The organism is Streptosporangium sp. 'caverna' (assembly GCF_003203775.1).
Classification (GTDB): Bacteria; Actinomycetota; Actinomycetes; order Streptosporangiales; family Streptosporangiaceae; genus Streptosporangium; species Streptosporangium subroseum.
Window position 1 is genome coordinate 4,311,030 of record NZ_CP029711.1, and the last position, 25,748, is coordinate 4,336,777.

General features: G+C 69.3%; 16 protein-coding genes. 8 read left to right on the forward strand and 8 right to left on the reverse strand.

Annotated elements, in window-relative coordinates; all coding sequences use genetic code 11:
- The first annotated feature begins 21 nt into the window (after positions 1-21).
- Both DKM19_RS19005 and DKM19_RS19010 read left to right on the forward strand, forming a co-directional pair.
- Complete coding sequence (locus tag DKM19_RS19005) at positions 22-228, forward strand: MbtH family protein (RefSeq protein ID WP_110697000.1); 207 nt, start codon at positions 22-24, stop codon at positions 226-228.
- Between the two features lie 359 nt (positions 229-587).
- Positions 588-1,628 carry a cupin domain-containing protein gene (locus DKM19_RS19010; RefSeq protein ID WP_110697002.1) on the forward strand — a complete coding sequence of 347 codons (1,041 nt, stop codon included), beginning with the start codon at positions 588-590 and terminating at the stop codon, positions 1,626-1,628.
- 127 nt (positions 1,629-1,755) lie between these two features.
- Here the strand turns inward: DKM19_RS19010 and DKM19_RS19015 are convergent, their stop codons facing one another.
- Positions 1,756-2,388 (reverse strand): TetR/AcrR family transcriptional regulator, encoded by a 633-nt coding sequence (locus DKM19_RS19015; protein ID WP_110697003.1) that lies wholly within the window; start codon positions 2,386-2,388, stop codon positions 1,756-1,758.
- 65 nt (positions 2,389-2,453) lie between these two features.
- On the opposite strand from DKM19_RS19015, the gene DKM19_RS19020 reads away from it, so the two are divergent.
- The 4 genes from DKM19_RS19020 (at position 2,454) to DKM19_RS19035 (ending at position 7,636) form a co-directional block, all read left to right on the forward strand.
- Entirely contained in the window at positions 2,454-3,089 is a 636-nt protein-coding gene (locus DKM19_RS19020; RefSeq protein ID WP_204358861.1) for a hypothetical protein, read from the forward strand.
- A 370-nt stretch (positions 3,090-3,459) separates the two neighbouring features.
- Positions 3,460-5,190, forward strand: coding sequence for an L-aspartate oxidase (locus tag DKM19_RS19025; protein ID WP_110697005.1), 1,731 nt, complete (start codon positions 3,460-3,462; stop codon positions 5,188-5,190).
- 320 nt (positions 5,191-5,510) lie between these two features.
- Complete coding sequence (locus DKM19_RS19030) at positions 5,511-5,750, forward strand: hypothetical protein (protein ID WP_110697007.1); 240 nt, start codon at positions 5,511-5,513, stop codon at positions 5,748-5,750.
- Positions 5,751-5,839: 89 nt separating this feature from the next.
- Positions 5,840-7,636, forward strand: a complete 1,797-nt coding sequence (locus DKM19_RS19035; protein ID WP_110697009.1) for a ferritin-like domain-containing protein — start codon at positions 5,840-5,842, stop codon at positions 7,634-7,636.
- A gap of 119 nt (positions 7,637-7,755) precedes the next feature.
- Here DKM19_RS19035 and DKM19_RS19040 read toward each other — a convergent pair whose 3' ends face one another.
- The 6 genes from DKM19_RS19040 to DKM19_RS19065 all read right to left on the reverse strand — a co-directional run bounded on the left by DKM19_RS19040 (position 7,756) and on the right by DKM19_RS19065 (position 17,348).
- On the reverse strand, positions 7,756-8,832 hold the full coding sequence (locus tag DKM19_RS19040; RefSeq protein ID WP_110697011.1) for an iron-siderophore ABC transporter substrate-binding protein: 1,077 nt from the start codon (positions 8,830-8,832) through the stop codon (positions 7,756-7,758).
- A gap of 245 nt (positions 8,833-9,077) precedes the next feature.
- On the reverse strand, positions 9,078-11,066 hold the full coding sequence (locus tag DKM19_RS19045; protein WP_110705804.1) for an ABC transporter ATP-binding protein: 1,989 nt from the start codon (positions 11,064-11,066) through the stop codon (positions 9,078-9,080).
- A 56-nt stretch (positions 11,067-11,122) separates the two neighbouring features.
- Positions 11,123-12,817 carry an ABC transporter ATP-binding protein gene (locus DKM19_RS19050; RefSeq protein ID WP_110697013.1) on the reverse strand — a complete coding sequence of 565 codons (1,695 nt, stop codon included), beginning with the start codon at positions 12,815-12,817 and terminating at the stop codon, positions 11,123-11,125.
- 295 nt (positions 12,818-13,112) lie between these two features.
- A complete protein-coding gene (locus DKM19_RS19055) occupies positions 13,113-14,408 on the reverse strand; it encodes a M23 family metallopeptidase (protein ID WP_110697015.1) in 1,296 nt (431 codons plus the stop codon).
- 157 nt (positions 14,409-14,565) lie between these two features.
- Positions 14,566-15,927 carry a hypothetical protein gene (locus DKM19_RS19060; RefSeq protein WP_204358862.1) on the reverse strand — a complete coding sequence of 454 codons (1,362 nt, stop codon included), beginning with the start codon at positions 15,925-15,927 and terminating at the stop codon, positions 14,566-14,568.
- A 56-nt stretch (positions 15,928-15,983) separates the two neighbouring features.
- Positions 15,984-17,348: a CHAP domain-containing protein gene (locus DKM19_RS19065; protein WP_110697017.1), complete on the reverse strand. Its 1,365-nt coding sequence runs from the start codon at positions 17,346-17,348 to the stop codon at positions 15,984-15,986.
- Positions 17,349-17,725: 377 nt separating this feature from the next.
- Here DKM19_RS19065 and DKM19_RS19070 point away from each other — a divergent pair, with 377 nt between their 5' ends.
- Entirely contained in the window at positions 17,726-20,734 is a 3,009-nt protein-coding gene (locus tag DKM19_RS19070) for a BTAD domain-containing putative transcriptional regulator (protein ID WP_110697019.1), read from the forward strand.
- A gap of 99 nt (positions 20,735-20,833) precedes the next feature.
- Positions 20,834-21,499 (forward strand): M15 family metallopeptidase, encoded by a 666-nt coding sequence (locus tag DKM19_RS19075; protein ID WP_110697021.1) that lies wholly within the window; start codon positions 20,834-20,836, stop codon positions 21,497-21,499.
- 66 nt (positions 21,500-21,565) lie between these two features.
- Here DKM19_RS19075 and DKM19_RS19080 read toward each other — a convergent pair whose 3' ends face one another.
- Positions 21,566-25,639, reverse strand: a complete 4,074-nt coding sequence (locus tag DKM19_RS19080; protein ID WP_110697028.1) for a discoidin domain-containing protein — start codon at positions 25,637-25,639, stop codon at positions 21,566-21,568.
- Positions 25,640-25,748: the final 109 nt, after the last annotated feature.

The window sequence follows — 25,748 nt, forward strand, 5'->3', positions numbered from 1 at the left end:
ACAAGAGGAGAGGAATCCGATATGAGCAACCCGTTCGAGAACCCCGACGGTGTCTACTCCGTCCTGGTCAACGACGAGGGACAGCACAGCCTGTGGCCCGAATTCGTCGAGGTCCCGGCCGGTTGGACCGTCGTTCACGGCCCCGGCACCCGCCAGGAGTGCCTGGACCACATCGAGGCCAACTGGACCGACATGCGCCCGAAGAGCCTCGTGGAGCAGGAAGGCTGACCGCGGAGCGCGCGTACGCGAAAAAGGGGCGCCGCGTACCGACGCCGCTGCCACCGGCGCCCATGGCCCCACCGGCGACCCGCCGGTGGGGCTTCTTGACGGGGTGAGAGGCGGGCCCGGCGTCTTCCCTGCTCCTCATCTCCGCCCCGGGGAAGTACTCATAAAGATTGCGAAAGGTCGAGAACGGGCGACACGCCGCAACGCAACCCGCTACAGCGGACACTTACTGCTTAACCTGGGGAAACGGGAGCGCGCGTAGATCATCGGCGTGGGCGTGACCCTGCGGCTCGGGATGAATTTCGAGAGCGGCACGCATTCGACCATGACCGCGCGCGGGTTGCGGCAACGAAGGGGAAGTCATGCCCGGTATCTCGCCACACATCACCTCCCTGGCAACCGCGCCACCCGCGTTCGAAAACGAGCTCGGATCGGTCACCTTGGTCGACGCCACCGTGCTGCCGATCCTCAGCCGGCTCTCGATCAAGCGTCTCGTCCTCGAACCCGGCGCGATCCGCGAGCCGCAGTGGAACGTCAACGCCAATCAGCTCGGCTACTGCCTTTCCGGCACGGTCCTCGTGTCGATTCTCGGCGACGCCGACGTCTTCTCCTCGTTTGTCGTCAGCGCCGGTCAGATGTATCACGTCGAGTCCGGCGCCGTTTACCACATCGAGAACATCGGCGCCGAGCGCGCCGAGTTCGTTCTCGCGCTACGCAACGAACGCCCTCAGCATTTCTCGCTGCGCGACAGCTTCAACGCCATGACCGATGCGGTGCTCGGCAACACCTACGACCTGCCCGGCTCGGCGTTCGCCGCCTTCGACCGCTCTCCGGCGCAGCAGATCGTCCGCCGCACCGGTGCCGCCGATGTCCCGTCCACGGCCGGACTGCCCAACGCCCATCTGTTCGATGCCGAAGGCCAGCATCCGCCGCTGTCCTACGCCTACGGTGAAGCTCGCCTCGCCCGTAAGCAGTATTGGGCCGCCCTGGATGACATCTCCATGTACTCCCTGCGCATCAGGGAGAGCGGAATGCGCGAACCGCACTGGCATCCGATCACCGGCGAGATGGGATACGTCGAAAAAGGCCATGCCCGCATGCGAGTCCTGGACCCCGACAACACCCTCGACGAGTATCTGCTCAGCCCCGGTGACGTGTATTTCGTGCCACGAGCCTTTCCGCACCACATCGAGGTCCTCGGCGAAGAAGACATTCACTTCCTCATCTTCTTCGATCAGCCCATGCCCGGCGACATCGGCTACCGGGCCACCGCGTCGGCGTTCTCCCGCGAGGTTCTCGCCGCGAGTTTCGACATTTCCGAGCGCGACCTTCCCCGGTTCCCCTTCACACCGATCGACCCCCTCATGGTCGCCCGAGCCAACCCTCGCGACCCGGTTCGCTGAGAGGGTATTTGAGAAGGGCTTAACGGTCGGTGTGTCGGGCGCCGACACCGGTCTGCCGAACCGGGACAGCTCCAGGCCTACGCCGGTTCGATCGTGTTGACAAAGCGTAACCGCCCGACCGCCGGGCTCACGGTTTCCCGGCGGCCAAGGCGGTGAGGTGGCGGCGGAGCACGGCAAGCATCGTCTCGGCATTCAGGCGGCCGGGATGGAGCACGGCCTCCACGGACAACCCGTCGAGCAGGGCGCACAGGCGGCGGGACTCCAGTGCGACATCGGCGTCCGCCGGCAGGCGGCCGGCGCTGCGGGCGCCCTCCAGGACGCGGGCGACCAGCGCGAGTAGCCCGTCGTAGAGCTCGTCGGCGTGGGAGCGCAGCTGCGGGCGGGTGCGGGCGGCGGTGACGAAGGCCAGCCATACCACCGTCTCGCGGTGGCGCTCCTCATCTAAGGGCAGCACCTCTGCGAGCATGCGCACGACCGCCTCCAGCCGCTCTTGCGGCGTCCTCAGGGGCGTGTCCACGGCCAGCAGTCGCTCGGCGTGCACAGCCAGACGACTTGTCACCCGTTCACTCATCGCCCGCATCGCGAACACCATCAGCTCGGTGTGCCCGGCGAAGTAGTGCCGCACCGAGCCGATGGCCAGCCCCGCCTCGGCCGCGACGTTGCGCAGCGACGCCTGCTCCAGGCCGTCGCGCTCCACCACCTGAAACACCGCCTCGACGACGGTCCGGCGCCGCTCCTGCGGATCCACAATCTTTGGCACTAGGCCTTTATAGCACATGCGTGCTAAATTGTATTAGCATGGCCGTGCTACAAACGGAGGTATGCATGAGCGGAATGTGGCTGACGGTTGTCGTGGCCGTCCTAGTGGTCGGCGTGGTCGCCAGACGGTTTATCGGGGAGCCGCTCAACGCCCGTGACCTGTTCGTTCCACCTGTCGTTCTCATCTGTATCGGCGCCTTCGGCCTGGTCGAGGACGTGCGCCCAGGTGTCCGCGACATTGCCTGGATCGCGATGGCCGCCATCGTGGGCTTGATCTTCGGCGCGCTGCGGGGCCTCACCCCGCGGCTGTTCACCAAGCGCGGCCACCTCTGGCAGCGTTACACGCTGTGGACTCTGCTGGTCTGGGTGGTATCGGTGACGGCCAACGCCGGGATCGGAGTTCTCGCCGTGGCTGCGGGCATCCCGGAGCAGGCAAGGCCGATCGCGCTGTCCATAGGCGTCAGTCTTTTAGGCGAAGCGCTCACGCTCGGCCTGCGCGCACTGGCCACCGGCGCGCCCTTCGCCCCCGAGTCCTCCTCACCCCTGGACCGCGTTCTGCGCCCCGCAACTCGCCTTTCCGATACGGCTCACACCGCGGGCCTTACCCCGGGCCGCCCCAAGGGTCCGCGGGGTCCTGGCCGGACGGCTCTGGACGCCTCAGCACGGATCGCCGCGCGATGGGCTAGGGACAAGCGGGCTTAAGACGATCGGTGAGCTCGAACAACTCATCGCTGCGCGCCGCCAGGCAGGAGTGGAAGTGTTCCCGGAACCTCGACAACACCTGTACCGCCGCCAGTGGTCATTGATGGCCTGGTCGCGGCATACGTCCCCGGATTTTGGATAAAGAACACGCTAAGGAGTGGGTCGCCGCGGCGAGTGCAATCGCGATGCACGTGAGCATCGGCGTTGGGGCGAGTCACGCAGACGCGCCGGAAAATGCACAGCCGACGGTCAACTCCGCGCGCAGCCTGTGGCCGGCCACCCGCACCGGTGACGGGAATGTCACAAATCATGCCGCTGTCCGGTCGTGTTTCCCGGAACTGCTTTCACTCGATGCGGTCGAAGGAACACCATGCACTCATCAGAGAAACGGATCGCCACGTCGGTCCTGGTCATCGGCACGGGAGGATCCGGGCTACGGGCCGCCATCGAACTCGCCGAACGCGGGGTCGGCGTCCTGGCGGTGGGCAAGCGGCCGAAGGCGGACGCGCACACCTCGCTCGCGGCCGGCGGCATCAACGCGGCGCTCGCCACGATGGATCCCGAGGACAGCTGGCAACAGCACGCGGCGGACACCCTCACGGAGAGCTACCTCCTTGCCAACCCCCAGACGGTGCAGATCGTGACCGAGGGGGCCGCGCGGGGCATCGAAGACCTCCAGCGCTGGGGCATGCCGTTCGCCCGTGAGGAGGACGGACGGATCTCGCAGCGCTTCTTCGGCGCCCACACCTACCGGCGCACCGCCTACGCGGGGGACTACACCGGACTCGAGATCCAACGCACCCTGGTCAACCGGGCGGCGCAGCTCGATGTCCCCATCCTCGACACCGTGTACATCACGCGCATCCTCGTCCGCGACAACGCGGTCTTCGGTGCGTACGGTTTCGACCTGACCGATGGCAGCCGCTATGTCATCCATGCCGATGCGGTGATCCTGGCCGCCGGCGGCCACACCAGGATCTGGCGGCGCACCTCCTCCCGAAGGGACGAGAACACGGGCGACTCGTTCCGCCTTGCCGTCCTCGCCGGCTGCCGCATCCGCGACCCGGAGCTGGTGCAGTTTCACCCGTCCGGTCTCATCGCACCCGAGAACGCGGCGGGCACCCTCGTCTCCGAAGCGGCACGGGGCGAGGGCGGAATCCTGCGCAACCAGCTCGGCGAGCGGTTCATGGCGCGGTACGACCCGGAGCGGATGGAGCTGTCCACGCGTGACCGCATCGCCCTGGCCGCCTACACCGAGATCAAAGAAGGCAGGGGGAGCCAGAACGGCGGCGTATGGCTTGACGTGTCGCATCTGCCGCGACAGACGATCATGACGCGGTTGCCTCGCGTCTACCAGACGCTCCTGGAACTGCAGATGCTCGACATCACGCGGGAGCCGATCGAGATCGCACCGACCGCGCACTACTCGATGGGCGGGGTCTGGGTGCGGCCCGAGGACCACGGCACGGGCGTCGACGGCCTGTACGCGATCGGAGAGGCGGCGAGCGGCCTGCACGGGGCGAACCGCCTGGGCGGCAACTCGCTCATCGAACTCCTCGTCTTCGGCCGCATCGTCGGACAGGAGGCGGCCGAGTACTCCGCGGGCCTCGACGCCCAGCGCCGCTCGGCCGAGGCGCTCGACGCGGCACGGGCGGAGGTGGACGAGCTGCTCGCGGCCGACGGTCCCGAGAACGTGCGCTCACTGCAGCGAGCCCTCCGCGACATCATGACCGAGCATGCCGGTGTGGTGCGCGACGAGAGCGGCCTGCTGGAAGGCCTCGCCGAACTCACCGCGGTGGAAGCGCGCATCAACGATGTCGGCGTGCACCCGGACATCGCAGGCTTCCAGGACCTGGCCCACGCCTTCGACCTGAAGTCCGCGGCGCTCGCCGCGCGCGCGACGATCGAGACCGCGCTCGAGCGTCGCGAGACCCGCGGCTGCCACAACCGCTCCGACTACCCCGACCTCGACCCCGCACTGCAGGTCAACCTCGTGTGGTCCGGACCCGGCTCCGTGGAGAGGGAGCCCATCCCGCCGATTCCCGTCGAGATCGCGGCGCTCATGCGCGAGGTCTCCACCGGCGGCAAGCTGGTCGAGTAAGGACCACCGATGTGGCCGCGGGCGTGCACCGGGGTGGCGACGACATCGAAGCCGGAGCCCGGGGGCAGGGCGGGCCTGCGGCGGGCCGGAGGCCGGCCCGCCGCAGGTCGACGCCACGGGCGGAGCAGACATTCTGATCATTGGTAATGGCCTCGTCCGCAGCTTGAAAAAGAATTTCGCGGCGGTTGTCACAAGTCTGGAGGCTGCCCTGTCTTAGTTGGCGGCCGGTCGGCGCACGGATGCCTCGGCGGACGGGAATCCCCGCCCGAATGATCCACGCGGTCTGCCGGACATCCACGCAAGCCACGTATGGAGGAAAGATGAGCGCTCCGAGCGGAGAGAACGAGTTTCTGTACGAGCTCAAAATCGAGGTCGAGGAGGAAGTGATCCTGGTCGGGGAGAGCCATCTGGAGGAGGCGGCAGAGCTGCCGGTCACGGACTGGCTGTTCGATCCGACGGACGTCGAGCGCGAGGAAATCGGCCTTCGAGGCCTGCTCGACGCGGTCGAGGCGCTGGAGGGTGGCTCCCGGCCCGGCGATCACGGCACGGCGAATGCCTGAAACACCCGTTCAGGTCCCTCCGGCGCCGGTGGAATGCGACCCTTCCGGCAGCCGAGGCAAGACACGCATGAAATCGAGGCAGGACACGCATGAGACACCCGCGATCGCAGGAGCCTGCCGCTCCTGACCCTTCGGCCCGGATCGCCACGCTCGACAGCCTCCGTGAGCACCTGCAGTGGGCGATCGAGCTGGAACACGCGACCCTGCCGCCGTACCTGTACGCGCTGTACTCGCTGGAGCCCGACCGCAACCCCGAAGCCGTCGAGGTGGTGGGCGGCGTTTTCATCGAGGAGATGCTGCACCTGGCGCTGGCGGCGAACCTGCTCAACGCCGTCGGCGGCCGGCCGCTACTGGACACACCGCGGATGCTGGCGCCGCATCCCCGGCCATTGCCGCACGGGGATCGCTCTCTGCAGGTGGCGCTGGTGCCCTTCGGGCCCGAGGCGCTGGAGATGTTCCTGCGGCTGGAGCGGCCGGCGCCGCCCGGCGGGCCGGCCGAGGGCGAGGACTACGAGACGATCGGGCAGTTCTACGCCGCGATCGAACAGGGCCTGCGCCATCTGAGCGAGGCCCTCGGCGAGGGCGCGGTCTTCAGCGGTGATCCGGCCCGGCAGGTGAGCGCCGCTCACTTCCGGCACACCGCCGGGCAGCTGGTCGCGGTCGACGGCCTGGACTCCGCGCTGGCGGCGCTGCGGGAGATCGTCGAGCAGGGCGAGGGCAGCGCCGGCGGCGAGGTCTGGGACGGCGACCAGGATGTGTTTCATCCCGAGCGCGGGGAGGTGGCGCATTACTATCGGTTCCAGGAGCTCAAGGCCGGCCGGCGTTACCGGCGCGGTGACACCCCGCGGTCCGGGCCCACCGGTGAGGCGATCTCGGTGGACTGGGCCGGGGTGCGGCCGATGCGGCACAATCCGCGTCTGGCCGACCACGCCGTGGGCAGCGCGATCCGCACCGCGCAGGAGGAGTTCAACCACACCTACTGCGCCGTCCTGCATCTGCTCGAGCAGGCGTTCAACGGCAGTCCGAACCTGCTCGCGGTCGCCACCGGCACGATGTACGCGCTCAAGGCCCAGACCCAGGCCCTGGCGCGGATGCCCGACGAGGACGGCACGACCGCCGGCCCCACCTTCGACTACGTGGCACCCGAACTGCGCGGATGGAGCGTCGGCGACCGGCGGCGGATCGTCGTGCTCCATGACGGTCCGTACGTCGTGTACGGCGGCATCCCGCTCCGGCGCAAACGCAAGATCGTCTCTGCGGAGAACGACGCGCTGACCTGGAAGACCGACGAGCCCCTGGCGACCGAGGACACCTACGCGCTGTGCCGCTGCGGACACTCAGGCTCCAAGCCGTTCTGCGACGGGACCCATGCCGTGGTCGGGTTCGACGGTACGGAGACCGCGAGCGAGCGACCGTACAGGGAACTGCAGCACGTGCACGACGGGGTGGGCATCTCGGCTCAGCGGGTGGGGGAGCTGTGCATCCATGCCGCCTTCTGCGTCGGCCGCACCAGGCCGATCGCCGCGATGCTCGCCGACACCGGCGACAGTGACGTGCGCTCCGACGTCATGGGCCGTATCGATCACTGCCCCTCCGGTTCCTACAGCTACGCCCTTCAGCGCGACGGCGAGGTGATCGAGCCCGACCTCCCGCAGGCCATCTCGGTTCTGGGGGAAGAGGACGGGCTGGCCAGCGCGCTGTGGGTCACCGGTGGAGTGCCGGTCCTGCGGGCGGACGGCCGGCCGCTGGAGACCCGCAACAGGATGACGCTGTGCCGCTGCGGCCATTCCGGCAACAGACCGCTGTGCGACGGGACGCACCGGAAGATCGGTTTCCGAGAGGAAGCGCCGGAGGCCGCGGAGGCGGCCGGCCGTGCGCCGAAATAGCCCCCGTTCGCAAGCAGGCGGACGCCACTGTGATCATTTGAGATCCGCCGACGGCGCCCGGGAAAAAAGGGGGCCGGGCCGCGAGTCGAGTCGCGGCCCGGCCCCTTTCGTGTGGCGCGTCAGGACGTCGGCTCCTCCACCTTCGTGGCGACGTCGCCGTCAACCGCCGCCGCGAGCTGCGGCACGAGCCGCTCGATGACGTACGGCAGGCTCAGCACGGTGACGAAGGAGAAGGCCTTGCCGTAGTCGGTGGACTCGCCGATGAAGACATCGCGGCTCTGCTTCGCCACGTTCAGGTCCTTGTAGAGCTTGTCCTCGTGCAGCTTGGCCGGATCCTTGGCGGTGTCGGGGACGGTCCACACGATCGCCTTCTGGTCGAGCAGGTCGCTGCGCTCCTTGCTGATGCTGGCGCCGAACTTGTCGCCGATGACCGTGTCGAGATCGGCCGGCAGCGTGAAGCCGAGCGAGGTGAGGGTGCGCGAGCGCGAGTCCTGGCTGCCGTAGACGAAAAATCCCTCGTACGGCGTGGCCACCAGGGCGCCGGCCCCCGCGAACTCGGGGTGCTCCTTCTGCGCGGCCGTGAACGTGGCCGTGACGTCCTCGACGAGCTTCCTGCCCTCGGCCTCCTTGCCGAGGGCCTTGCCGATGATCTCGGTCTGCGCCTGCCAGGGGATGCCGTAGTCGTTGTACTCCTTCGGCTGGGCCACGACCGGGGCCAGCTTCGACAGGGTCTCGTACTGCTCCTTGGTGAGACCCGAGTACAGGGCGAGGATCAGATCCGGCGCGAGCGCGGCGATCTTCTCCACCTGCGGTCCGGTGCCGGTGTCCGTCAGCATGGTCGGCACGGCGGCGGTGCCCAGCTTGCCGGTGGCCCAGGGACCGATGGCGCCTTTATAGCCGCCGAGCCAGTCGGTGGTGCCGACAGGCACCTTGCCGAGGGCCAGTACGGCGTCCTGGTCGGTCAGGCCGACCGTGACGATCCTCTTGGGTTCGGCCGCGATGGTGGTGCTGCCGAACTTGTTCTCGATCGTCACCGGGAAGGCACCACTCTGCGGCGCGGCGGCATCGGAGCCGGCGGCACTGGGAGCGGCGGCGGGGGAGCCGGCGTCCGCGCCGCACGCGGCGACGGTGCCGGAGAGCAGCACGAGGGAGGCGAACGCCGTGGCGAGCCGGGTGCCTCTCAGGGAGCGGAGCATAAGGGGATCCTTCGGATTCTCGTCAGATGGTGGATGTGTTGTGAGTGGAGATCGGCGGTCGGTGGGGCCGTACCGGGGTTCGGTGAGGGCGGGGAAGTCGTCAAGGTCAGCGGGAGCGGTGGAGTCGTGCGGCGAGGTCGGCGAGGGGCCGGGAAGGCGGGCGAGGAGGGCGGAGTTGCGTGGGAGGTGAGTGAGGGGGACGGAGTTGTGCGGGAAGGTCGGTGACGAGCGGAAGTCGTACCCGGTCAGTGAGGGGCGGTGGAACGGGTGTCCGACCACGCCTCCCACAGGGCGGCGTAGGGGCCGCCCGCGGCGCACAGCTCGCCGTGCCCGCCGCTCTCCACGATCCGGCCGTCGTCCATGACGACGATGCGGTCGGCGGTCGCGGCCTGGGTGAGGCGGTGAGCGACGATCAGGGCGGTGCGGCCCTCGATCGCCCGATCGGTTGCCTTCTCCAGGAGACGGGCCCCGGTGCTGCCCGCCTCGGCCGTCGCCTCGTCGAGCACGGCGATCGGCGGGTCGGCCAGGATCAGCCGGGCGAGGGCGAGTTGCTGGGCCTGGGTGGGGGTGAGGCGGTGTCCGCCCTCGCCCACGACCGTTCCCAGGCCATCGGGCAGGGCTTCGGCCCAGGTCAGCGCGTCCACCTGGGTGAGAGCCTCGTACAGGTCGTCGTCGGTGGCGTCGGGGCGGGCCAGCCGCAGGTCGTCGGCGAGCGGTCCGGCGAAGACGTGCACCTCCTGGGTGACCAGGGCCACCGTACGGCCGCTCCCCTGCGGGTCGGTGACGGACAGCCGTACGGAACCGGTGGTCGGCCGGTGGATGCCGGCGATGAGTTTGGCGAGCGTGGTCTTGCCGGCGCCGCTGGCGCCGACCAGGGCCACGCGCTCCCCGGGCCGGAGGGCGAGGTCGATGTCGTGCAGCACGGGCCGGCCGGGCTCGTACGCGTGCCCGAGGCCGGTCACCGCCACCGCCCCCGCCGGGGGGACGGCGGATCCCCTCGGCTGCTGTGTCGCCACCGTCGCCACCGTCGCCACCGGCGTCGCTGTCTCCTCCGCCACCGGCTGGTCGGCGACCCCGACCAGCCGGGCGAGGCTCGCGCCGGCCGACTGCGCGTCGTCGATCAGCACGAGCGCGGAGTTGATCGGCGTGAACAGGCTGTGGAAGTACAGCGCCGCGGCCGTCGCGGTGCCGATGGACGTGGATCCGCTGCGGACCAGGAGGAACCCGACCACCAGGACCGCGGCCAGGCCGATGTACTCGCCCAGGTGCAGGCGGCTGTAGAACCGCAGCATCAGCCGGACCCCGCGCATCGTCAGCTCCACCGCCGACCAGGACCGCCGGGTGACCAGCTCGGTGTGTCCCTCCTCCAGCCGGAACGCCCGCACGGCGGAGGCGCCGCCGATGGTGTCCAGCAACTGCTGCTGCTGGACTCCGGTGGCGATGCGCTGCTCGGCGTAGATCGAGGCGGCTCTGCGTACGTACCAGCGCGCGGTGTGCGCCTGGATCGGCACCGCGAGCAGTGCCGCGAGCATGAACCGCCAGTCGAGCACCGCCAGTGCCCCCAGGGTCAGCACGATGGCCAGCACCGAACGGACCAGTTCGGGAAGGGCGCTCCGCACCGCCTCGGCCACCAGCGAGACATCGCCGGTGATGCGGGCGGTGAGGTCGCCCGAGCCGGCCTTCTCCAGCTGTTCCAGGGGAAGTCCCAGGGCTCGCTCGACGAACCGCTCGCGCAGATGGGCGAGCACGGTCTCGCCGAGCTGTGAGATCAGCGACAGCCCGAGCGCGGTGGTGATTCCCTGCGCGACCGCGACGAGCACCAGGAACACCGCCGGCAGGGTGAGCGCGTCGACCGGGCGATGCTCGGTGACCAGGTCGACCATGTATCCCAGCAGCGGCTGCGTGAGCAGTCCCACGGTGGTGGCTCCGACCATCACGACGAACCCGCCGAGGAGCAGTCCCCGGTGCGGGCGCAGCAGTTGGCGGACGACGGCGCGGGTCCGGGCCGGGGTCGCGACGGGCAGCAGCTCCCGAGCTCCCTCCGGCGCTCGCGCCGCGTCCGCTGCTCGATCCTGTGCCGCGTCCGTCTCCCGGTCCCGTGCCGCGTCCGCTTCTCGGCTCCGCGCCGTGCCCGTCTCCTGATCCCGTATCGCGTCCGCTTCCTGGTTCTGTGCCGCGTCCGCCTCCCGGTCTCGTGCGGCGTCCGGTGTGTCGGCTCCGGCTGGATCCGGCATCTGGTGGTCCTCCGTGGTGGTCGTCGTCTCGGCCTTCTCGGTATCGGAGCCGCGGGTCACGCGAGGACCGCCGTCCGGTAGGCGGCATGGCGTCGTACCAGGTCGGCGTGTGGGGCAGCGTCGGTGATCCGGCCTCCGTCGAGGAGCACCACCCGGTCGGCGACCGCGAGCAGCGCGGGGCTGGTGGTGACCAGGATCGTCGTGCGGCCCCGGCGGATCGCACGAATGCCGGGGGCGATGCGGGCCTCGGTGACCCCGTCGACCGCGGTGGTCGGATCATGGACCACCAGTACGGCCCGGTCGGCGGCCAGGGCCCGGGCGAGGGCCACGCGCTGGCGCTGCCCGCCGGACAGGGAGTGTCCGCGCCCGCTCACCGCGGTGTCACCGCCCCGGGGCATCGCCCGGACGATCTCGTCGGCTCCGGCCGCGACCATCGCCGGTCCCGGATCGGCCGATTCGGGCGCGGCGGCGTTGACGTTGCCCCACAGGGTGCCTTCGAACAGGTCCGCGTCATGCTCGGCCACCAGCACCGCCAGGCGGAGGTCGGCCGGGTCCAGCTCGCGCAGCGACACACCGTCCAGCTCGACCACCCCGGACTCGGGGTCGGCCTGCCGGCTCAGGCAGCGCAGCAGGGCCGCAGCGTCCGCCGGGTCGGTCGCGGCCACGCCGAGCAGCTCGCCGGCCGCGATGTCCAGATCGATCTCGTGCAGCCCGCCGTGGCTGACGCCGCGCAGCCGTACCTCGCCCCGTACCGGCTGCGGCAGCCGTTCGCTGCCGGTCGTGACGGCCGGCGGCGTGGCCAGGACCCCGGCGATGCGTGCCGCCGACGCCCGGCCCTGGGCGAGATCGGCGTTCACCCAGGCGAACACCTCCAGCGGGCCGAGCAGGAACAGCGCGAGCCCGACCGCCGAGACCAGCTGGCCCAGGCTGATGTCCCCCTGAACGGCGAGCCGCCCGCCGACCAGCGCGACGACGGCGATGAAGCATCCGGTCAGGGCGAGCACCATGCCGTTCTGCAGGGCCTCCGCCCGCGCCGCGCGCAGGGTGGCGACCAGCGAACCTCGGCTGGTACGCCGGTAGCGGTCGACCGCGGCGTCCTCGGCGCCGATGCCCTTGAGCACCCGCAGCCCGGCCACCAGGTCGGCGGCGACGCCCGACGCGTGCGCGGCCCGCTCCTGCTCGGCCTCGCTGCGACGCTCCAGCGGCTTGCTCAGCAGGTGCCCGAGCCAGAGCAGCACCGGTGTTCCCAGCAGCACGATCAGGCCGAGCGGGAGCGAGATCCACAGCAGCACCACGGCGCCCACGAGGAGTCCCACGATCGCCGATATCCCGAACATCACCGCCAGGTTCACGGCGCCGACCCGCTTGGCGTCCTCGGTCGCGATCGTGGTCAGGGCGCCCGGCAGCCGGCCGTTCTCGGCCCCGCCGCCGGGGTGCAGCACGCGCCGTACGAGCTCCACGCGCAGCACGTGAGCGGCCTGTTCGGCGGCCCGCTCCCCGGCGCGGGCGCCGAAGCGGAAGCTGAACGACAGTCCCACGTAGACCACGGCGAGGACCGCGAGCCAGAGCAGCAGCGCGCTCACCTCGCCCTTGGCGACGGCCTGGTCGATCACGACGCCGATCAGGACGGGGACCAGCGCCTCTCCGGCCTGGTGCCCGGCTCCCAGGAGCGAGCCGAGCGCGACGTCCTGTCGCTGTCCCCTGACCGCACGCCTCAGAACGTCTCGTCCCGACGAAGCCGCCACACCCACCCGCACTCCTCAGAACCAGCCTTATCAGGAATTTAGGTAAGGCTAGCCTACATTTATGCTGGCGAGCCAGTCCTGCAACCCGGCCCCACGTTGACGGGTCCTCGTTTCCATGGCGGGAGCACCGCGGTGATCGCTCGGCTCCAGCGCCGAGGGCGACCCGGCGGTCCGTGTCCCTGCGTCGGGGACACCGCGCCCTCCGGGATCCGGGCTGCCTGGGTGACGGTGCCCCTCGGCGTCGGCGCGCGCAGGCGAAGGACCCCGGGTGCTCCCGAGGTCCTTCGTGGGGGTGCTGTGTTCAGTTGACGGTGGAGGGTTGGGCGGAGAGGAGGGTCTGGGTCCAGCCGCTGGGGTCGACGGTGCCCAGGCCGGTCAGGTCGCTGGCGTCGCCGTCGTGGGGGTCGGTGTCGAGGTAGCGGTACATGCCGCTGTTGGTGTGGTGGCCGTAGTAGACGCCGCCGCCGGGGGAGAGTAGGTGGTCGAAGACCTGCCAGGTGGTGTCGCGGAGTTGGAGGCGGGTGTAGGGGGTGCCGTCGATGCGGTAGGAGATGAGCATGCCGTTGGCGGTGGTGCCGAGGATCCAGTTGGATGCGGTGGCGGTGAGGGTTTTGAGGGTGAAGCCGCTGCCGATCAGTTCTCCGCTGGAGATGTTGGTCAGGGTGGGTTTGGCGGTGTTGATGGTGTAGCGGCGTAGGACGCCGTCGGCGATGCCGAATAGGTGGGTGTTGCCGTCGTAGGCGAGGAGTTGGTGGGTGTAGCCGGTGCCGAGCAGGACGGGGGGGTTGAAGACCAGGCTGTTGTTGTTGGTGATGACGTCGATGCGGTAGAGCTTGCCTTCGGGGCTGTCTTCGGTGATCAGGATGGTGTTGAAGTTGAGGGTGGCCATGGCTTTGGGGGTGAAGCCCAGGGTGGTGGTGGAGATGACGGCGCCGTGGGTGCGTTGTCCGGTGGCGGCGTCGATGGCGGTGTAGGTGAGCCGTCCATCGGCCAGCACCCCATAAACCGAGGCCGTACCGGTGGGGGTGGAGCAGTTGCGGCTGGTCACGTTGCGCCAGGTCTGGTTGTTCGCCGCGCCATAACTGACACCGTTGAAGGTCGGCCTGACTCGTTCGGAGCCCGCGTATCCCCAGGTGGCCGACCCGTTGCCGTCGGAGTCGTATCCGAGCTCGAAGTGCAGGTGTGGGTGTCCGTTGGAGGTTGGGCCGGTCGCGCCGACCTTGCCGATCGTCGTTCCCATCTGCACTTTCGCTCCGACCGAGAGGGCACGGGACTCCAGGTGCAGATAGGTGGTGTAGTAGCCGCCGCCGTGGTTGATCTGGATCACGTTGCCGGCATTGCTGTGGTAGAAGGACTGGTTCACCGTCCCGGCGGCGGGGGCGACCAGGGTGGCACCGTCGGTGCCGTGCTGGTCGGGCTCTTTGACCATGTCGAGCGCGGGGGCGTGAGCCCAGGTGTCCAGTCGCCACTGCTGGCCGCAGGGGAAGGGCAGCTGCAGGCTGGGGGCGGCCATCGCAGGGCTCGCCGTGGCGAACAGGCCGGCGGCGGCGATCAGCGTGGTGATGATGCCGACTCGTACGGCAGTGAATTTGGACATGAGATTCCTCCAGGGGACCGGCGACCGGTCCTGATCGCAGAGAGATTCGGGTTCGCTCCCCGTCCGCCGGTTGTGTTCCGGCGACCGGGCTGAGCAGTCCGGGTGTGTGCGACCGGGCGGCGCACCTCAGGGCTGAGACCCTCTGATGCCGGGCCGGCTAGTTGACGGTGGAGGGTTGGGCGGAGAGGAGGGTCTGGGTCCAGCCGCTGGGGTCGACGGTGCCCAGGCCGGTCAGGTCGCTGGCGTCGCCGTCGTGGGGGTCGGTGTCGAGGTAGCGGTACATGCCGCTGTTGGTGTGGTGGCCGTAGTAGACGCCGCCGCCGGGGGAGAGTAGGTGGTCGAAGACCTGCCAGGTGGTGTCGCGGAGTTGGAGGCGGGTGTAGGGGGTGCCGTCGATGCGGTAGGAGATGAGCATGCCGTTGGCGGTGGTGCCGAGGATCCAGTTGGATGCGGTGGCGGTGAGGGTTTTGAGGGTGAAGCCGCTGCCGATCAGTTCTCCGCTGGAGATGTTGGCCAGGGTGGGTTTGGCGGTGTTGACGGTGTAGCGGCGTAGGACGCCGTCGGCGATGCCGAATAGGTGGGTGTTGCCGTCGTAGGCGAGGAGTTGGTGGGTGTAGCCGGTGCCGAGCAGGACGGGGGGGTTGAAGACCAGGCTGTTGTTGTTGGTGATGACGTCGATGCGGTAGAGCTTGCCTTCGGGGCCGTCTTCGGTGATCAGGATGGTGTTGAAGTTGAGGGTGGCCATGGCTTTGGGGGTGAAGCCCAGGGTGGTGGTGGAGATGACGGCGCCGTGGGTGCGTTGTCCGGTGGCGGCGTCGATCGCGGTGTAGGTGAGTCGCCCATCGGCCAGCACCCCATAAACCGAGGCAGTGCCTTTCGGCCCACTGATGTCGGTTAAGAGGGTGTTGACGATGATCTGTGCATCTCCGGCCTCGACCTGGTAGCGGTCCGGATAGGCCGACACCTGCACGGCCTGGCACACGGCGCCGATCGACGCGGTCTTCCAGCTGTTGTTCGGGTAAGCCCTGAGCATCTTGTCGAGGAAAGCGTTGGTGGCCCACGTCGGGTTGAGGCGCTGCGACGCGCTCCCCCAGGATGCACGTTGCTGGAACAGCCCCAGACTGTCGTGGTCGACCTCTTCGCTGATGTTCTGGATGCTGGTTTCCACGATGGTCGTGGCTATGGCGATCACAGCCGCCCGAGGATCCAGCCCGCGGTCGTGCACGGCCTTAATCACCATTCGCGCGCAGGACACCCGGTAGGCCGTCATGTAGCCGCGCATCTTGGCCTTGAGGGTGCTGTTGAGCTGGGTGGCCAGGGCTGCGTCGGTTGAGGTGGTGCCGCTGGGGTCGCAGGCGGCGAGTTGGTAAGCGGCGCTGACGTTCGACGCCGTGCTGGGCCCCGGGGTGGGCTGTGGCTGCGTTCCGGCCAGTACGGGATGCGCCGTGGCCGACACACCCAAAGCGGTGATGACGGCCGCGGCCGTAATGAGGACACGAGAGAGGAGGGGTCTGAACATGAGGGGAGTCCTTCAGGGGTCTGGCCGCTGCCGGCCGGTATGTGGGGGTGCTGTGTTCAGTTGACGGTGGAGGGTTGGGCGGAGAGGAGGGTCTGGGTCCAGCCGCTGGGGTCGACGGTGCCCAGGCCGGTCAGGTCGCTGGCGTCGCCGTCGTGGGGGTCGGTGTCGAGGTAGCGGTACATGCCGCTGTTGGTGTGGTGGCCGTAGTAGACGCCGCCGCCGGGGGAGAGTAGGTGGTCGAAGACCTGCCAGGTGGTGTCGCGGAGTTGGAGGCGGGTGTAGGGGGTGCCGTCGATGCGGTAGGAGATGAGCATGCCGTTGGCGGTGGTGCCGAGGATCCAGTTGGATGCGGTGGCGGTGAGGGTTTTGAGGGTGAAGCCGCTGCCGATCAGTTCTCCGCTGGAGATGTTGGCCAGGGTGGGTTTGGCGGTGTTGACGGTGTAGCGGCGTAGGACGCCGTCGGCGATGCCGAATAGGTGGGTGTTGCCGTCGTAGGCGAGGAGTTGGTGGGTGTAGCCGGTGCCGAGCAGGACGGGGGGGTTGAAGACCAGGCTGTTGTTGTTGGTGATGACGTCGATGCGGTAGAGCTTGCCTTCGGGGCTGTCTTCGGTGATCAGGATGGTGTTGAAGTTGAGGGTGGCCATGGCTTTGGGGGTGAAGCCCAGGGTGGTGGTGGAGATGACGGCGCCGTGGGTGCGTTGTCCGGTGGCGGCGTCGATCGCGGTGTAGGTGAGCCGTCCATCGGCCAGCACCCCATAAACCGAGGCCGTACCGCTGACCTGTGCCGCTCCGACCGGAGCGCTGTAACCGACGATGTCGACGTTGGAGCGGGAGTAGGAGTTGGCCTTGATCCGGTCGCCGCTGTTGCCCTCGATCGTGGAGACCGTGCTGGAGTTTGCCGAACTCACGATGCCGACGTGGTCGATGTCGCCGTTCTGTTCCCAGTCGAAGACGATGGCGTCACCGGGCTGGGGCAGGTAACCGCTGCCACGGGTGTGCCACGTGCCGTGCTGGACGCCGTAGTCCTTGAAGGACGAGGCCCAGCCGGTGAGGACGCCGCCGCTGGTCTCGGGCACGTCGGCATACGGGACGCCGGCGTTCTTCCAGACGTACTTGGAGAAGTCGGCGCACCAGTCGCTGTCACGCCACTGGACGCCGTCGCCGGACGGGCACCCCGAGGAGGGCTTCCAGCTGCGGAAGTGTCCGGTGTAGTAGTTGCAGTTGCTGCCGAGCGGGGACTCATGGTTGCGCGTCGCGTTGTTGAGCTGGCTCTGGGCCACGGAGACGATGGTCGAACGGGTGACCGCTGCCGCCGCGGGCGTCGAGGAGATCGTTACGGCGCTCAGAGCGACGATGGTCCCTGCGAGGATCGAGCGCAGGACGCTGGATAAGCGTGGGACGAAGCCCTTGAAAAGTTCCATGGTCGGAAGTGTCCGCAGGGCTTCTCCAAACCCGCTTCAAACCCTCTTTAATCCCCTGTCGAGCATCCTGACCGCGCCTTGTTTTCCTTACCTGGGACGGCAGGACAAGAGCCGCCGTCGGCGATGAGCGACTGGCCGATGACGAGTGCGGCGGCACCAGGCGATGTCGACGGCCGTCACGCCCAGCGTGGCGAACGCAAGCGTGCGGCCATCGGCCGGTCACCGGGCGAAGGAGCGGAAAGCTTTCTCACGCCGCGTTCCTCCAGGTTGGTGAGCGACGGCGGAAAAGTCCCGTACTTCCGTTCTGTACGGAGGCTGGCGGGCCGCGACGGCGCCCTTTAGTGTCTGGTCGAGATCACGCGAAACTGGGGGAACGCATGGAGTTACGGCTCCTCGGTCCGGTCGAAGTGTGGAGCGACGGGCAGCAGGTGCCCGTCGGGGGTGCGAAGCCGCGGGCGTTGCTGGCCGCCCTGCTGCTGGAGACGGGCCGGGTCGTCACCGTGGACAAGCTGATCAGGGTGATCTGGGAGGACGATCCGCCACCGTCCGCCCGGGGCGTGCTGCAAACCTATGTCGCCTCGCTGCGCAGGGCATTTGCCGACGCGGGACTGCCCGACATCATCATCTCCCACCGGCTCGGTTACCTCGCCCAGATCGTCCCGGACGCACTGGACAGGGACGTCGTCGAACGGCTCGTCGCCGAGGGCCGGCAGTCGGTGCGCGATGGGGAGCACAAGGAGGCAGGGGAGATCTTCCGTACGGCTCTTGGCCTCTGGCGCGGTGAGGCTCTGGATGGGATCGGCAGCGTGTACCTGCGCGCGGAGGCCGCAAGGCTGGAGGAATTGAGACTGGCGATCACCGAGGAGTGGGCCGCCGCCAACCTGGCGGCGGGGCAGGACAAGCAGCTCATCGACGAGCTCACCAAGCTGGTCGCGCTGCACCCGACACGTGAGCGACTGCGCCGCGATCTCATGATGGCGCTCTACCGGCTGGGCAGGCAGGCCGACGCGCTGGCTGTCTACCAGCAGGGCAGGCAGGTGCTGATCGAGGAGCTGGGGATCGAGCCGGGACCGGAGCTGCGTCAAGCGCAGAAATCCATCCTGCGTTCCGACCCCGCGCTGGCGAGCCCCGCGAAAGCCGCCGCGCGCATGCCCCGCCAGCTGCCCTCCCCTCTCCCGGATTTCACCGGGCGCGCGGAGGAACTGGCAGCGCTACTCCACTGTCTCACCCGCCCCGCCACCACGCCGATCTGCGTCATCTCCGGTCAGGGCGGGGCCGGCAAGTCCGCTCTGGCGCTGCGTACCGCACACGAGATCGCCCACTTCTACCCCGACGGTCAGTTGCACGTCGAACTGCGCGGCACCACGCATGTACCCGCCAGCGCGGAGGACGTCCTGGGCCGGCTGCTGCGCGAGCTCGAACCCCCCGGCGTGCCCCTCCCCCTCACGCTGGAAGAACGCGCCGGTCGCTACCGCACCTTGCTGGCCGACCGGCGCAAGCTGATCGTGCTGGACGACGCTGCCTCAGAGGCACAGGTACGCCCGCTGCTGCCGGGCGGCCAGGGCTGCGGGGTGATCGTCACCTCCAGGAACAGGCTCGCCGGGCTGGACGGCGCCATGTTCGTCGATCTGGGCATGCTCCTGCCCGAGGCGGCCATCGATCTGCTCATCCGGATCGCCGGTGCGGATCGGATCGCCGCCGACCTCGACGCGGCGCGACACATCGTCCAACAGTGCGGTGGCCTACCGCTCGCGCTGCGGGTCGCGGGCGCGCGGCTGGCCTCGCGGCGCCGGTGGTCGGTGCGGCGACTGGCCGACCGCCTCGCCGATGAACAACACAGGCTCGACGAGCTTGCCGCCGGAGACCTGGAGGTACGCACGAGCATCGCCCTCAGCTACGACATGCTGTCCGCCGCGGAGAAGCGGATGCTGCGCCGGCTCGGCCTGCTGGGCCTGCCGAGTTTCCCCATCTGGGTCGCCGCGATCGTGGTGGGCGCCGGCCTGCGCGAGGCCGAGCGACTCCTGGAGCAGCTCGTGGACGCCTCGCTCGTGGACGAGGTGGGCCCGGACGCGGCCGGTCAGGCTCGTTACCGGCTGCATGACCTGATCCGACTGTTCGCCGGGGAACGCGCCCGTGCCGAGGAAGCGGCACAGGAGTTGACGGCCATGGTCGAAAAGGTCCTGGGTGGCTGGTTGTGGCTGATCGAGCGGCTGAGTGAGACGGTTTCGACCGGGGCGATCCCCAGACGCGCCGCCTTGGGGCAGGCCCATCCGGTGGACGACGACGTGGCTCTGCTGGCGCTCGCCGATCCGCAGGCCTGGTTCCGCAGCGAGGAGGAGTCGCTGATCGTCGCCGTCGAGCTGGCAGCCGCGATGGACCTCGACCAGCTCGCCGTCGAGCTCGCCTCCACGCTGTCGTCGGTAGCGCTCGAGGGCAGCCAGTACGTCTTCGACGACCCGTTCACGGCCTGGCACCGGACGCACGAGGCCGCGCTGGCGGCCGCGCGGCGCACGGACTACGTGCTCGGCGAGGCGACCTTGCTGGCCGGCCTCGGCCATCTCTACTACGAGCGGGACTTCTACGCCGAGTCACGCCAGTACCTCAGCCAGGCGCTCTCCCTGTTTCGCGCCGCCGCGGACACCCGAGGGGAGGCCGCCACCCTCGCCGCGCTCGGCGCCGCCTGCCGGGAGCAGGGCTACCTGGCCGAGGCGCTGCACTTCCTCGGCCGGGCCGAGCAACTCTGGAGCGAGCAGGCCGAAACGGAGGCCACCGCGCACGTCAAACGGCTGGCGGCCACGGTACGCCTCGAACAGGGGGACTACGTGGCGGCGTGGACCGACTTCACCGCGGCGATGACCCTGTACCAGGAGACCGGCAGCCGCCGCGGCATCGGGCTGACCCTGCGCAGCATGTCGTTGCACCACCGCGCCAAGGGCGAGCACGGCAAGGCCGAGGAACTGTGTGAGCAGGCGCTGAAGATCTTCTACGAGCTCGGCGACCGGTTGATGGTGGCCTACTGCGCGCGTTCGCTGGCCAAGGCCCGGCTTCGGCTCGGCAGACACGACCAGGCGCGACGGCCGCTGGAAGAGGCCCTAGCCGTCACGCGCACGCTACACGACCGCTGGGGCGAAGCGTGCACCCTGCGCACCATAGGCGAGCTAGACCTGGCCGAAGGCCGCCTCTACCAGGCCAAGGACCGTCTGGAGGAGTCATTGCGGCTGTGGGAGGCGCTGCGGATCGACCTATTCCGCGCGCGTACCCTACGGGACCTGGCCCTGGTACACGAGGCGCTCGGCGACGACACCACCGCCCGCGCGACCCTTGCCGAGGCACTGGAGGTGTTCCGGCTGCACGGCTCCCGCGAGTACGACGAACTGTCGCTGTAAGAGCGCGCCAAAGGGGATTACAGCGTTTTTGGATCCGGCCGGTGAATCATGGCGTCGGCGTCTCAGGTGCAACGCCCACGGTTTACAACGGAGGCTTCTATGCCGGAGGTCGTGATCCTCTCCGACCCGCGTATCGCCGCAGTCCCCATCAAGGAATGTGGGGAACCCCTGGTGGACCTGCGCACATTGGAGGCCATCCGCGTCGATCAGCGGTTGGCCGACCACGAGGGCGCGTACGCGCACATACGACTGAGCGTGGCCGACCGCCTGGTCGCCGCGCAGACCCGGTTACCCCACGAACTGCGACTCCTGGTCGTCGAGGGCTACCGCCCGCCCAGCCTGCAGCACCAGTACTTCACCGCGTCCGTCGCCCACCACCGCGCCACGCATCCCGGCTGGGACGAGCGCCGCGCCAGCGTCGAGGCCAGCAGGTACGTCTCCCCGCCCGACGTGGCCCCGCACAGCACCGGCGGCGCCATCGACCTCACCCTGTGCACGCCCAGCGGCGCCGAACTGCCGATGGGAACACCGGTTAACGCCACCCCGCCAGACGCCGGCGAAGAGTGCTACACCGCCTCGACCGCCATCTCCCACGAGGCCAGAGAGAACCGAAGCATCCTGAGCTCTGCCATGGTCTCCACCGGATTCGTCAACTACCCCACCGAGTGGTGGCACTGGTCCTACGGAGAGCGCTATTGGGCTTTCATCACCGAAGCGCGATATGCCCGATACGGTCCCACGGACAGCTTCACGGGGTCCCGATAGCCGTCATTCCCGGACACGGCCCGGACCGGAGGCCGGAGCGCGTCGGCGCCCGGCCCCCGGCGGTGGTTAGGGCCGTGCCACGGTCCGCTCGACGTTGTATCCCTCCACCCGCACGGCGGGCCGGCCCGAGGGCAGGGACTCGGCGGGCCAGGAGAGCGTGAAGGTCCGCGACTCGCCGGGCAGCAGCCAGACGTAGTTGTCGCTGTACAACGTCGGCAGCACGCGCTCACCGCTCCGGTCGTCCAGCAGCGACAGCCGTACCATGGCCGCGACCGCCGAGCCGCGGTTGGAGACCTTCGCGGTGACCTCGCGCCGCGTTCCCGACTTGGTCACCTTCCCCGCGTCGACGGAGACCTTCACCCGCCGGACGTCGTTGAGCGCCCGCATGTCGGCGGGTTCGCGGTAGCGCCAGTAGTCGTTCCTGGACAGCACCTCGCCGCGGCCGTTCTCCAGGGTGAGCCGGAGGAGGTGGAAGTCGGGCAGGTCGTCCGTCCAGCCGGCGGTGAACGCCTGAGCCGTCGCGGACGAGGCGACGTCCACCGCCTGGCGGCGGAGGGGACCGAGCCGGCGTCCGAGGAGATCGAAGACGCCGGCCGTGACCGTCACGCCCTTGAGCGCCTGCGCGGTGTGGTTGACGGCGATGACCCGCCAGTCGTCGAGGCGGGCCTGCACGTGGACGGGCTCGCACGCCGCGCGGGCCCCGTAGTACATGCCGTTGACGTCGAAGTCGTAGTCGTACGTCTGCCAGACCGTGCTGTGCCACGCGGGATGGGACATCCACAGCATCAGGCCGGTGGCGTCCTCCCAGAGGTTGGCGTTCCACGCCTCGAACATGGCGCGGGCGTTCTCGTAGTTGACGAACTGCGCCATGCGCGCGAAGTCGTCGAGATCCTTGGCCGGGTGGAGACGGGTCTCGATGGCCGCCTGGTAGTTCTGCGGGGCCTGGTTCCCCCTGGTGCTCCAGTCGTGGTAGTACCACGCGCCGCCGATCGGCCACTCGGGCTCCTCGCCGACGAGATTGCGCATGCTCTCGGCCGTGGACACCACGGGCATGCCGATCTCGGTGTGGAAGCCGAAGCTCTGGGTGCCGTAGGTCGTGGGGGAGTAGTAGCGCTGCGGCTCGACCCAGCCGTAAGGGCCGCCGCCGTTGACGATGCCGCCGGCCGAGTTGTTCTGGTAGAGCAGGCCCGGGGCCTGCGACTGGACGGCGTCGCGCATGCCGTCGTCGATGGCGGCGGGCGGGTTGCCCTCGTTGGCGCCGCACCAGACGACCACGCAGGGGTGGATCCGGTAGCGCAGGACGGTGTCCTTCGCCAGGTCGTTGAACGCCTGGTGGTCCGGCGGGTCCATCGCCCACGCGTTGGGGAAGTCGTTCCACACCAGCAGGCCGTGCTCGTCACAACTGGCGTAGAACTCCTCGCGGGTGCTGCTGCCGACCCAGTTGCGGATCATGGTGAAGTTCATGTCCCGGTGCATCCGCACCGCCGTGTCCATGCGGGAGGCGGGCATGCGGCGCAGCAGTTCGTCCCATCCCCAGTTGCCGCCGCGGGCGAAGACGCGGACGCCGTTGACGCTGATCTTCAGCGGCTCGGGGGAGTTGTCGACGGACTTCACGTCGGCCCAGGTCGAGCCGTCATCGGACACCTGGATCGTGTACGTCTTGGGGTGGGCCACCTCCCAGACGATGACGACCCGGTCGAAGGAGACGGGCGATCCCAGATCGACCTGGATCCACTGGTTGTCCTCGTAAGCCGAGACCCAGCGGGTGTTGGAATCGCCGTCGGTCGCGTGGACGGCCGGGTTGGAGGATTCCTCCGTCGAGGCGGTGGTCGTCTTACGCAGCGCCAGGTCGGTCCCCGGCGTGGCGCTGTCGATCACGGACAGCGTCCACAGGGAGTTGCCCCAGCTGGTCGCCCGGGCGCCGCCGTTGATCCGGACGAACCGGGCGGTACGGGCGGGGAAGTCCACGGTCTGCAGGCTCGCGTCGCCCCGGTGGAAGGGCAGCGGCACGGCGGAGTTGTCCACCGCCTTGGCGTCCCTCCACGTCGAGTCGTCGTCGGACACCTGCACCACGTACGTCTTGGCGTGGGCCTGCTCCCAGGTCAGGTCGACCCGGTCGAAGGAGACCATCGCGCCCAGGTCCACCCGGATCCACTGGTCGTCCGCGAACTCGGAGGACCAGCGGGTGCCCGCGTCGCCGTCGGTGACGTTGCCCGGCTGGTTGGCCTGGTCGTCCACGGAGGACGCGGTGGCCGGCTTGTGCAGGGCCAGGTCGGTGCCCGCGGCGGCGCTGTCGATGACCGACAGGGTCCAGAGCGAGTTGCCCCAGCCGGTGGCGCGGGTCAGGCACCTGATCCGCACGTACTGGGCCCGCTGCTCGCCCAGGTCGACCGTCTGGAGGTAGGTGTCGGCGCCGCCGCCGAAGGGCAGCGGCACGTCGTACTCGTAGCCGAACTGGCGGATGCCGAAGCGGGTGGTGCGCCGGTCGCTCTCCTGGCCGTCGATCGAGGCGACCAGGGTGAGGTCGTGCAGGTTGGGCTCACCGTAGCCGTTGGGCCACCACAGCTTGGGGTCGCGCAGGCGGAGCCGGTCGTAGGCGTCGGGAGCGAAGGTGACGTCGACCGCTCCGCCCGCGGGCACGGTGACCGTCTGGGAGACCCGCACGTTGTCGAACGAGGCGACGACCGTGACGGGCCGGTCCTCGGTGCCGGCGTTGCGCACCGGGACCACGATGGTCACGTCGGCGCTGCGGGTGTCGGGCAGGCCGGGCAGTCTGGTGTCCACCCGGGGGTCGCCGATGACGGCGTCGCCGGTCGAGCGCAGCCGCACGTGGTTCCAGATGCCGGCGACGCGGTCGCGCACCGCCGGCATCCAGTCCCAGCCGGAGGCGGCGAGATACGTCGGAGAGTTGCGGTTCATCATGGTGGCGCCGGCGTCCACGAAGGCCAGCCCCGCGGGTCCCTTGTCGCCGGGACTGCCGGGGAGGGGCATCGGCGTGATCTGCACGGCCAGCACCTGCTCGCCCTTGGCGGTCAGCAGGTTCGTGATGTCGTGGGCGGAGCGGCCGAAGGGGTACGTCAGGTCGCCTACCCGCTGCCCGTTGAGCCAGATGTCCGCCTTGTGGTTGATGCCGTCGAACTCCAGCCAGATGTGGCGTCCGGGGCCGGTGCGCACACCGCGCGGCACGTCGAAGCTCCGCCGGTACCACCATGAGTGACGCGACAACGCCTCGGGGATATGGAGGTTGTTGAAGCCCGTCACCGGGTCCGGCAGGTGCCCCTGCTCCACCAGCGTGGCCAGGACGGTGCCGGGCACGACGGCGGGAAGCCAGGAACCGGTGTCCACCGCGGGCCTGGACAGGGCCGGGCCGTCGCCGCCCGCCCAGTCGTCCATGGTCAGCGTCCAGCCCGACTCCAGCGGCACCGTGCCGTCGGCGGCGACCTCGAGCTTGGGAGCCGTGTGCCGGTGGGTTCCCCAGTCGGTCCAGCCGGTGACCGCCGGCCGGTGGCCCCGGGCCGTGCCGTACACCTCGAAGCCGTTCAGGCCGAGCGGGTTGGCGTTGGAGCGCTTGTGCACGGTCAGTCGCACCCAGCGCGCGACGGCGGGCTTGGCCAGGGTGATGTCGACGACGCCGCCGGGGCCGGAGTCGGTGCGGTGGACACCGGTCCACGAGCGGTTGTCGCGAGAGGTCTCGACGACGAAGTCGACGGCGTAGCTCGACAGGATCTCCTGGCCGGTCGTGCTGTCGCGCGGGTTGCCGCTCGTGGAGGGGACGAAGACCGGGTCGTTCGCCGTGGCTTCGAAGGTCAGGCGGAGGGACGTGACCTCGCAGTCTCCCTGCAGGTCCACGGAGATCCATTGGGGGTCGCCGTCGGCGGCACGCCAGCCGGTGCCCCGCACTCCGACGGAGTTGATCCGGTCCACCACGAACTCGCCAGGGGTGGGCGCGTAGTCCGTGGACGACACCGTGATCGGGCGGTATACGGCTAGTCCTTCCCGTGCGGCGGTACCGCCGGGCACGGCGCGACCGGCCGCCCGGGCGGTGGCGGGAAACCCGACTCCCAGGCCGAACCCGGCGAGGAGGGTCGCGCCTGTGACGACGACCGACCGGCGTGAGAGGGGAGGGGGCTGGTTCGACATGTAGGGCAAGTCCAATCACAGGTGAGCCGGTTCCGGCTCAACGTCAACCCGATGACAACGTTGTCATGTTCGGCACTCGCCCGGTTTATGGCAAGGGTGGAGGCCCATT